The organism is Thermus sp. (assembly GCF_056332225.1).
This window is the reverse complement of the sequence record NZ_JBWGQW010000012.1, coordinates 31,370-41,238: the sequence shown is the minus strand read 5'-3', so window position 1 is coordinate 41,238 and position 9,869 is coordinate 31,370. Positions and strand designations below refer to the sequence as shown.

The 9,869-nt window shown below is 69.2% G+C and carries 8 protein-coding genes and 1 tRNA gene; 2 read left to right on the top strand and 7 right to left on the bottom strand.

What is annotated here, in order from left to right:
- A partial coding sequence (gene lon, locus AC01Y6_RS04120) for an endopeptidase La (protein WP_476670350.1) occupies nucleotides 1-2,176 on the top strand: 2,176 nt, incomplete at its 5' end.
- On the opposite strand, the gene AC01Y6_RS04115 is transcribed toward lon, so the two are convergent.
- The 6 genes from AC01Y6_RS04115 to AC01Y6_RS04090 all read right to left on the bottom strand — a co-directional run bounded on the left by AC01Y6_RS04115 (nucleotide 2,173) and on the right by AC01Y6_RS04090 (nucleotide 6,644).
- On the bottom strand, nucleotides 2,173-2,730 hold the full coding sequence (locus tag AC01Y6_RS04115; RefSeq protein WP_347240938.1) for a molybdenum cofactor guanylyltransferase: 558 nt from the start codon (nucleotides 2,728-2,730) through the stop codon (nucleotides 2,173-2,175). The two genes, lon and AC01Y6_RS04115, sit on opposite strands and share 4 nt — an antisense overlap.
- Nucleotides 2,731-2,739: 9 nt before the next feature.
- Entirely contained in the window at nucleotides 2,740-3,615 is an 876-nt protein-coding gene (locus AC01Y6_RS04110) for an FAD-dependent oxidoreductase (protein WP_476670349.1), read from the bottom strand.
- A gap of 42 nt (nucleotides 3,616-3,657) precedes the next feature.
- Complete coding sequence (locus AC01Y6_RS04105) at nucleotides 3,658-3,990, bottom strand: hypothetical protein (protein WP_347240940.1); 333 nt, start codon at nucleotides 3,988-3,990, stop codon at nucleotides 3,658-3,660.
- 9 nt (nucleotides 3,991-3,999) lie between these two features.
- Nucleotides 4,000-5,322, bottom strand: a complete 1,323-nt coding sequence (miaB, locus tag AC01Y6_RS04100) for a tRNA (N6-isopentenyl adenosine(37)-C2)-methylthiotransferase MiaB (protein ID WP_476670348.1) — start codon at nucleotides 5,320-5,322, stop codon at nucleotides 4,000-4,002.
- Nucleotides 5,323-5,402: 80 nt separating this feature from the next.
- Nucleotides 5,403-5,479: transfer RNA gene (locus tag AC01Y6_RS04095), tRNA-Met, on the bottom strand.
- Between the two features lie 52 nt (nucleotides 5,480-5,531).
- On the bottom strand, nucleotides 5,532-6,644 hold the full coding sequence (locus tag AC01Y6_RS04090; protein ID WP_476670347.1) for an NAD(P)/FAD-dependent oxidoreductase: 1,113 nt from the start codon (nucleotides 6,642-6,644) through the stop codon (nucleotides 5,532-5,534).
- A 61-nt stretch (nucleotides 6,645-6,705) separates the two neighbouring features.
- Between AC01Y6_RS04090 and icd the strand changes: the two genes are divergently transcribed.
- Nucleotides 6,706-7,983, top strand: coding sequence for an NADP-dependent isocitrate dehydrogenase (gene icd, locus AC01Y6_RS04085; RefSeq protein ID WP_428720107.1), 1,278 nt, complete (start codon nucleotides 6,706-6,708; stop codon nucleotides 7,981-7,983).
- A gap of 44 nt (nucleotides 7,984-8,027) precedes the next feature.
- Here icd and AC01Y6_RS04080 read toward each other — a convergent pair whose 3' ends face one another.
- Nucleotides 8,028-9,815, bottom strand: coding sequence for an RNB domain-containing ribonuclease (locus tag AC01Y6_RS04080; protein WP_476670346.1), 1,788 nt, complete (start codon nucleotides 9,813-9,815; stop codon nucleotides 8,028-8,030).
- Nucleotides 9,816-9,869 lie beyond the last annotated feature (54 nt).

Below are 9,869 nucleotides of genomic sequence, written 5' to 3'. Positions count from 1 at the left end.
GGCACCGGCCGTGGTCAAGCAGGCCATGCGCCTCCCGGACGGCACCCTCCAGGTGATGGTGGAGGCCAGGAACCGGGCAAGGCTTCTCCAGTACGTGGCCGCCCCCTACCTAAGGGCCGTGGGGGAGGTGCTCCCGGAGCCCCCTCTGCAGGACGCAAGCCTCGCCCGGGTCCTGGTGGGGGAGGTGCAGGAGGCCTTTGAGCGCTACCTGCAGAACCACAAGACCCTCCGCCTGGACCGCTACCAGCAGGAGGCCATCAAGAGCACCCTGGACCCCGCGGTCCTGGCGGACCTCGTGGCCCACCACGCCACCTGGACCCTGGAGGAGAAGCAGGGCATCCTGGAAACCCCCGAGGCGGAGGAGCGCCTGAAGCGGGTCCTGGCCCTGCTTCTTCGCGACCTGGAGCGCTTTGAGCTGGACAAGAAGATCGCCGCCCGGGTCAAGGAGCAGATGGACCAAAACCAGAGGGAGTACTACCTCCGGGAGCAGATGAAGGCCATCCAGAAGGAGCTCGGGGGCGGGGAGGACTTCCTCTCGGAGATAGAGGAGCTCCGGGAGCGCATTGAGAAGAAGGGCATGCCCGAGCCCGTGAAGGAGAAGGCCCTCAAGGAGCTCAGGCGCCTGGAGCGCATGCAGCCCGGCTCCCCCGAGGCCACGGTGAGCCGGACCTACCTGGACTGGCTCCTGGAGGTCCCCTGGACCGAGGCCGACCCCGAGGTGCTGGATATCTCCATCACCAAGCGGGTCCTGGACGAGGACCACTACGGCCTCAAGGACGTGAAGGAGCGCATCCTGGAGTACCTGGCGGTGCGCCAGCTCACCCAGGGGAAGGAGGTGAAGGGCCACGCCCCCATCCTCTGCTTCGTGGGGCCCCCCGGGGTGGGCAAGACCTCCCTGGGCAAGAGCATCGCCCGGAGCATGAACCGCAAGTTTCACCGCATCTCCCTAGGCGGGGTGCGGGACGAGGCGGAGATCCGGGGCCACCGCCGCACCTACATCGGGGCCCTCCCGGGGAAGATCATCCAGGGGATGAAGCAGGTGGGGGTGGTGAACCCGGTCTTCCTCCTGGACGAGATTGACAAGCTCGCCTCCGACTGGCGGGGGGACCCGGCGGCGGCCCTCCTCGAGGTCCTGGACCCCGAGCAGAACCACACCTTCACCGACCACTACCTGGACGTGCCCTACGACCTATCCAAGGTCTTCTTCATCACCACGGCCAACACCCTTTCCACCATCCCGAGGCCCCTATTGGACCGGATGGAGGTCATTGAGATCCCCGGCTACACCCTCCCCGAGAAACGCGCCATCGCCCGCTACTTCCGCTGGCCCTTCCAGGTGAAGGAGGCTGGGCTTGAGGGGAAGCTGGAGATCACCGACCGGGCCATAGAGCGCATCGTCCAGGAGTACACCCGGGAGGCCGGGGTGAGGAACCTAGACCGGGAGCTCTCCAAGGTGGCGAGGAAGGCCGCCAAGGACTACCTGGAGAAGCCCTGGGAAGGGGTCAAGGTGGTGGACGCCGAGGACCTCGAGGCCTACCTGGGCGTGCCCAAGTACCGCCCCGACCGGGCGGAGAAGGCCCCCCAGGTGGGCCTGGCCCAGGGCCTGGCCTGGACCCCTTACGGGGGCACCCTCCTCACCATAGAGGCCGTGGCCGTCCCCGGCACGGGCAAGGTGAACCTCACCGGGAACCTGGGGGAGGTCATGAAGGAGTCGGCCCACGCCGCCCTCACCTACCTCCGCGCCCACCGGGAGGAGTGGGGGCTCCCCGAGGGCTTCCACAAGGACTTTGACCTCCACATCCACGTCCCCGAGGGCGCCACCCCCAAGGACGGCCCCTCGGCGGGGATCACCATGGCCACCGCCCTGGCGAGCGCCCTCACCGGCCGCCCGGTGCGCATGGACATCGCCATGACCGGGGAGATCACCCTAAGGGGCAAGGTCCTCCCCATCGGCGGGGTGAAGGAGAAGCTCCTCGCCGCCCACCAGGCGGGGATCTACCGGGTGATCCTCCCCAAGGAGAACAAGCCGGAGCTCAAGGAGGTGCCGGAGGAGATCCTCAAGGACCTGGAGATCCACTTCGTGGAGGAGGTGGGCGAGGTCCTGAAGCTCCTTCTCCTGCCTCCCCCGCCCCCGCCTCTCCCCGCCGACAGGCCCCAGCCGGGGGCGGGAGCCTAGGGGAGCGCCTCCTTCCGGTTGGCGTTCAGGAAAAGCCTTTCCCCAAATCGGGCCACCGCCTCCTCCGCGGGGACGTAAGTGGCCCCCAGGGTCTCCATCACCCGCCTCAGGAGGAAGTCCCCTTCCCGGATCTGCCCTTCCACCTGGGGCAGGCAGTCCTTGTGGTAAAAGGCCATGAGGGGCTCCGGGTGCCCCTCGGGGCTATAGGGCACCACCACGGGGTAGGGGGAGGAGCGGGCCTTCTCGTAGAGAAAGTCCCAAAAGCCCCGGGTGAGGAAGGGGAGGTCGGTGGCCGCCACCGCCACCCAGGGGAAGCGGGCGTGGACGAGGGCCGAGTGGAGGCCCGAGAGGCTATCCGCCCCCGGGAGGAGGTCGGGGTAGACGGGGACGCCGAAGCCCAGGTAGGGGCGGTTCGCCACGATAAAGCGCTCCCCTGCCCCCTCTAGGCTTTCCAAGACCCTCGCCAAAAGAGGCTTCCCCTCGTAGACGAAGAGGGCCTTGTCCTCCCCGAAGCGCCTCGAGGCCCCCCCGGCCAGCACCGCGCCCGAGTACACACCCCCAGTCTAAAGCCTCGAGGCGAGCCTCTCGGCGAGGAGGGGGGCATAGAGGAAGCCCGTGGAGCCAAATCCCGTGAGGGCGAAGCCGCCCTCCACGGGGAAGAGGTGGGGCCCGGGGAGGCGGAAGCGCACCCCGCGCCAGGCCGAGGCCACCCTAGGACGGTAGCCCACCAAGACCTCGGCCCCCTGGAGGAGCCACTCCACCTCCCCCTCGGTGGGCGGGGGCATACGGGGGCTTTCCTCCTGGGGCAGGTAGCTCCCCCCGAGGGCCGCCCCCGCCAGGTAGACCCGGTAGCTTAAGGCCCGGGGGAAGTAGTCCAAGAGGGTGAGGACGAGCCCGGGGATGTGCCGCCCCTCTAGGCCGAAGAGGTGAGCCCCCCGGCTTCCCCCGGCGTAGACCAGAACCTCCCCCCTGACCCGCCCGCCCCCTTCCAGGGCCAGGTAAGGGGGCTCCCAGGCAAGGACCCGGCCCCAAAGAAGGGGAAGCCCCTCGGAAAGGCGCGCCAAGAGGGGCCTCGGCTCCAGCCAGAAGGCCTCCTCCAGAAGCACCCCCTTCCCCTCCCAGCGGTGCCTAAGGCCGGAAAGCCTCCCCGCCACCTTGGGGCGCTCGGCCTCGGGCACGGGGCGGAAAACCCCCAGGTGGAGCTCGGCGAAGCGGCCGTAAAAGGCGAGGGCCCGCTCCAGGGCCTCTTCCCCCTCCTCCGCCAGGGTGAAGCGCCTTCCCCGCAAGGGGTTCACCAGGGCCACCGGGGGGCGGCTCGCCTCCCCCAGGGCCTCGGCTACCACCAAGACCCGCAGGCCCCTCTCCTGGAGGCGCCGGGCGAGGACGAGCCCCGCCACCCCGGCCCCCAGGACCACCACCTCCGCCTCCCTTAAGGCCACGGCGACCCCCTCCCCCACCGCGGCGAAAACCGCACGGGGCGCTTAAAACCGGAAGCCCTCCCCCTCCCTCCGGCAAAGGCCCCGCTCCGCAAGCCCCTCCAGGAGGGCCCGGGCCTCGGCCTCGGGGAGGAAAGGGGCGAGGTCTTGGGGCCGCAACACCCCGCCCCGCCGCCAGGCCTCCCTCATGGCGAGCCTTTCCAGGGCCTGGGGGGAAGGACCCCGGGCGAGGAGCCCCCCCTGCCAGCGCCCAAACCCGAGGTAGGCCAAGGCCCCGCCCAGGAGGGCCAGGAAAAGCCCCCACCCGGTAAAGCGGAGGGCGGCGAAGAGGAGGAGAAAGAGGGCGGCCCCGGCGAAGAGGGGGAGGAGGACGCGCATTCCGCTCCCCTAGGCCACGGGCAGGGGGATGGGGGCGGGCGCCTTCGCCCCCACCACCTCCCCGAAGAGGAGGTGGGGCGTGGCCTGCTTGATCTCCACCTGGTAGAGGCCGGGCACGGGAGCCTGGGCGGCGGGGAGGAGCACGGGGTGGTTCCCCCGGTCGTGCCCCTGCACATACCCCTCCTCCTTGGCCTCCCCCCGCACCAGGACCTCCACCACCTTCCCCACCCACTCCAGGTTCCGGCGGTAGCTCCACTCCTTCTGCTTCTCAATGAGGCGCATCAGGCGCTCCACCTTCACCTCCCGGGGCAGGTCCTGGAAGTGCTTGTAGGCGGGGGTGCCGGGACGGGGGGAGTAGATGAACATGTAGGCCTGGTCGTACCCCACCTCGTCGTAGAGGGAGAGGGTCTCCTGGAAATCTTCCTCTGTTTCCCCGGGGAAGCCCACGATGATGTCGGTGGAGAGCACGGCGTCGGGAAGGGCCTCGCGGATCTTCCGTATTCTCTCCAGGTAGTGCGCCCGGCGGTACTCCCGGGCCATGCGGCGGAGCACCCGGTCGGAGCCCGACTGCACGGGCAGGTGGATGTAGCGGCAGATGGCGGGGGTCTCGGCGATGGCCTCAATGATGTCGTCGGTGAAGTTCACCGGGTGGCTGGTGAGGAAGCGCACCCGGGGGATGCCCATCCCGCCCACCATGCGCAGAAGCTCGGCGAAGGAGGGAAAGCCCGGCTGGTCCTTGCCGTAGGAGTTCACGTTCTGGCCGAGGAGGGTGACCTCCACCACCCCCGCCTGCTTCAAAAGCTCAATCTCCTTCAGGATGAGGTCGGGGTGGCGGGAGACCTCGGGGCCACGGGTGGTGGGGACGATGCAGTAGGTGCAGTGGTGGTTGCACCCCCGGATGATGGTCACGTGGGCGGAGAGCGCCCCCTTGGGGGGCGGGGGGATGTAGTCCAGGACGTCCTCCCGGAAGGTGAGGTCAAAAAACCTCTCGTTCGCCTTCAGGGCCTCGGGGAGGGAGGTCAGGGCCCCGGGGCCCAAGAGGACGTCCACCCCGAACTTCTTCGCCATCTGCTGGCCCTCGTCCAGCTGGGCCAGGCACCCCATCATCCCGATGAGGAGGCCGCGCCTTTCCTTCTCCTTGCGGAGCTGGCCCAAAAGGGAGCGCACCTTTTCCACGGGCTTGCCCCGCACGGCGCAGGTGTTCACCAGGACGAAGTCCGCCTCCTCCACCGAGTCCACGAGCTCCCACCCCAGGCTCACGAGCTCGCTGGCCACCAGGTGGGAGTCGTACTCGTTCATCTGGCATCCGTAGGTGATGATGTGCGCGCGCATCTTCCCTCCAGGGCGACCGGGGGGATCCCGGGCCCGTCCCCTTAGTGTAGCAAGAAAGGCCCCCGCCTCGAGGGGCCCCTTGGTGGCGGCGGTGGGACTCGAACCCACGACACCACGATTATGAGTCGTGTGCTCTGACCACCTGAGCTACGCCGCCCGGCGCCAGGCAACCCCCATCATAGGGGAGGCCAAGCCTTCGGTCAATCGGTTCACACGATCCCCTGTTCCCTCAGGAGCCTTCCTTCCCGGAAGCGGCCTAGGCGAAAGGGAGCGATATTCAGGCTTTGCGCCTGGCCGAAGATCACCTCCTCCGCCATGAGGCGGCCCACCATGGCCGCCTGCTGCACCCCGTGCCCGGAGAAGCCCGCGGCCAAAAGAAGCCCCTCCTCCACGAAGCCCAGGATGGGGTTGTGGTCCGGGGTCACCTCGTAGTAGCCCCACCAGCTCGCCCTCCGGTCCAGGGAAAGCCCCTCCAGGAAGGGGAAGCGGGCGAGGCCGGCCTCGAGGGTGGGAGGAAGCCACTCCCAGTCCATCCCCTCTCGGAAGCCCGGGGGCTCTTTGGGGTTGGAGCGGCCAAAGAGAAGGCGGGGGCCTTCGGAGCGCAGGTAGAAGCCCGTGGCGAGGTCTACCGCGAGGGGGAAGGCGTGGGGAAAGGGCGCGGGGGCGGTGGCGAAGACCATGCGGCGCACCGGGTGGATGGGGATCTCCAGGCCCAAGGCCTTCCCCACCTCCCCCGTCCAGGCCCCGGTGGCGAGGAGAAGGTAGGGGGCCTCGTACCGCCCCTTAGGCGTTTCCACCCGCCAAAGCCCCCCCTTTCGCCGGGCGGAGAGGAGGGCTTCCGAAAAGCGCACCTCCGCCCCAAGCCGCCTCGCCTCCCGGAGGTAATAGGCCGTGGCCCCGTGGGGGTCTATGACCCCGTCCATAGGGCCAAAGGTGGCGTAGGCCAGCCCCTCCTCCCTGAAGGGCACCTTCTTCTGGGCCTCCGCCAGGGAGAGCTTCTCCACGGGAACCCCCAGGGCCCTCTGCACCCTAAGGGCTTCTTCTTGGGCCTCGGCTAGGCCCTCGGGCACCAGGAAGAGGTAGCCCGTGGGGCGGTAGGCGGCCTCCGGGATCTCCCGGTACTCCAGGATGGAATGGTAGGAGAGGAGGACGTTCAGGGGCTCGGAGAACTGCACCCGCACCCCGGCGGCGCTTTTCCCGGTGGAGCCCTGGGCGAAGGTGGCCTCCTTCTCCAGGAGGAGGACCTTAAGCCCTCCCTCCGCCAGGCGGTAGGCCGAGGCCGCCCCCACGATCCCCGCCCCCACCACGACGATATCCGGCATAGGGCAAGTTTAGGACACTTTTCCCTGGGGGAGGGGGTATGCTGTGCCCCGGAGGTCAGGTATGGCCTACAAGCACATCCGCATTCCGGAAGAGGGCGAGAAGATCACCATCCAGGCCGGGGTCCTGAGGGTTCCCGACCGACCCCTCATCGGCTTCATTGAGGGAGACGGCACCGGCCCCGACATCTGGAGAGCGGCCCAACCCGTCCTAGACGCCGCCGTGGAGAAGGCCTATGGGGGAAGGCGCAAGATCGCCTGGGTGGAGATCTACGCCGGGGAGAAGGCCAACCAGGTCTACGGGGAGCCCGTCTGGCTTCCCGAGGAGACCCTGGAGTTCATCCGGGAGCACCTGGTGGCCATCAAGGGACCCCTCACCACCCCCGTGGGGGGCGGGATCCGCTCCATCAACGTGGCCCTGAGGCAGGAGCTGGACCTCTACGCCTGCGTGCGCCCCGTGCGCTGGTTCCAGGGGGTGCCGAGCCCGGTGAAGCACCCGGAGCTCGTCAACATGGTGGTCTTCCGGGAGAACACCGAGGACATCTACGCCGGCATTGAGTGGCCCGCGGGGAGCGAGGAGGCGAGGAAGGTCCTGGACTTCCTCAAGCGGGAGTTCCCCAAGGCCTACGCCAAGATCCGCTTCCCCGAGACCTCGGGCCTTGGGGTCAAGCCCGTGTCCAAGGAGGGCACGGAGCGCCTGGTGGAGGCGGCCATAGAGTACGCCATCAAGGAGGACCTCCCCAGCGTCACCCTGGTCCACAAGGGCAACATCATGAAGTTCACCGAGGGGGCCTTCCGGGAGTGGGGCTACGCCCTGGCCCGGGAGAAGTACGGGGCCGTGCCCCTGGAGGGCGGCCCCTGGCACGTGATGAGAAACCCCAGGACGGGCCGGGAGATCGTCATCAAGGACATGATCGCCGACAACTTCCTGCAGCAGATCCTCCTCCGCCCCGACGAGTACTCGGTGATCGCCACCTTGAACCTCAACGGGGACTACATCTCCGACGCCCTCGCCGCCCAGGTGGGGGGGATCGGCATCGCCCCCGGGGCCAACATCAACTACAAGACCGGCCACGCCGTCTTTGAGGCCACCCACGGCACCGCCCCCAAGTACGCTGGCCAGGACAAGGTGAACCCCTCTAGCGTCATCCTCTCCGGGGAGATGATGCTCCGCTATCTGGGCTGGAACGAGGCGGCGGACCTCATCCTCCAGGCCATGGAGCGCACCATCTCCAAGGGCCTCGTCACCTACGACTTCCACCGCCTCCTCCAGGCCGAGGGAAAGCCCGCCACCCTCCTCAAGACCAGCGAGTTCGGCCGGGCCCTGATCGAGCACATGTAGCCCGCATCGGGGCCCCCACCGCGGCTTTCGCCGCCGTGGGGCGCTTAGACCAGGGCGAAGCGGGCCTCGAGGCCCGGGAGGTCCGCCTCCAGGAAGCGGAGGCGGACCTCGGCGTTCAGGGGGAGGGGTTGGGAGAGGGCCACCTGGGCGGAAAGCCCAAGCTCGGGGAGGAGGAAGACCCCCTGCCCGCCCCGCCTTTCCACCAGGACGCCGGGCCCCTCGTAGCCCTCCTCCATGAGGTAAAGGAGCGTCCAGTGGAGCCTGCTCCGCCTTTCCGCCTCCCGCACCAGGTCGGCCACCGCCTCCGCCGCCCCCACCCTTTCCAGGACCTCGGCCTGGGAGAGGGGCCTCTCCCCCTTGAGCCAGGCCCTGAGCTGCTGGTGGGCCACCAGGTCCAGGTAGCGCCTCAGGGGGCTCGTCACCTGGGCGTAGAGGGGAAGGCCTAAGCCCTTGTGGGGGGCGGGCACGGCCTTGAGCTGGGCCCTCTTTAGGGCCTTTCTCTGCTCCCACATGGCGGCGAGGCCCTCCCCTTCCACCCGCCTCGAGGGGGCCTCCTGGGTGGCGAAGGGGAAGGGAAGCCCCTCCCGCACCGCCAGGTGGGCCGCGGCGTAGCCGGCGAGGAGCATGGCCTCCCGCACCCAGACCCGGCTTGGGTAGGGGGGGAGGGGCGTGATCCGGACCTCCTCCCCCTCCACCCGCACCTTCACCTCGGGGAGGTGGATCTCCAGGGCCCCCGCGGCGAGGCGCCTCGCCCGGAAGGCCTCCGCCAGGGCCTCTAGGGGCCTCAAGGCCTCCACCTCGAGGGCCTCCCGGTAGGTGAGGCGCGCGGCCCGGATCCAGGAGGGGTAGACCCTCTCCTCCCGAAGCTCCCCTTCCTCCGAGACCCAAAGCTCAAAGGTGAGGGCCGGGGAGACCTCTTTTAGGCCCAGGCCGAGGCGCTCGGTGGCGGCGGGGGGGAGCATGGGCACCGTGCCCTCGGGCAGATAGAGGTTCGCCCCCCGGCGCAGGGCCTCCTCGTCCAGGGGGCTACCTGGGGCCACCAGGGCCGCCACGTCGGCCACGTGGACGAAAAGCCTAAACCCCTCCTCCACCTTCTCGGCGTAAATGGCGTCGTCCGGGTCCTGGCTCCCTTCGTCGTCTATGGCGAAGGCGGGGAGGTGGGTGAGGTCCACCCGGTCCTCCTCAGGAAGAGGGGGGACGGGGAGGTCCGGGGGCTGGAGGGGAAGGCCGAGCCTTTTCGGGTAGGGGTTTTCCCTTTGCCAAAGCCCCAGGCGGAGGAGGAAGGCGTGGGCCCCCTCGGGGGTTTCGGGGAGGCCCAGGGCCCTTAGGACGGGGCTTTCCTTCCTCTCCCCCCGGGCCAGGGCCTCCACCTCGGCGAGGAGGGGGCGGTCCTCCGGGGCGGGCCTTCCCTCCCTCAGGCGCTTTAGGGCCTCCTGGAAGGCCCGTTCCCGCTCCGCCCGCTTCCTTTCCGCCTCCTTTAGGGCCTGAAGCTCGCCCCGGGTGCGGGCCCGCACCCCTTCCCCCTCCAGGACGAAGCGCTCCCCCCTTTGGGCAAGGAGGTAGGCGCCCAGGGCGGCCTCCGGGGTAAAGGCCCCGTAGACCAGCTCGGCGAGCTCCTTTAGGCTCACCCTCTGCCCCTCTAAGAGTTCCCAGGCGGCCTCCTCCTCCCCCTCGGGCGCCTTCAGGTCCAAGGAGGCGGGACCCGGGTGAAGGAAGAGGACGTCCTTGGGGCGAACCCTTTGCCTCTCGCCCCCGGGAAGCTCAAGCTCCAAGCGCCCCCCCTTCTCCTCGGCCAGGGCGGGCTTGCCTTTGTAGATGACGAGCGCGGCCACGCCCCCCAGGATACCGCCCAGGTATAGTGGGGCCCATGGAGTGGGACCTTTCGG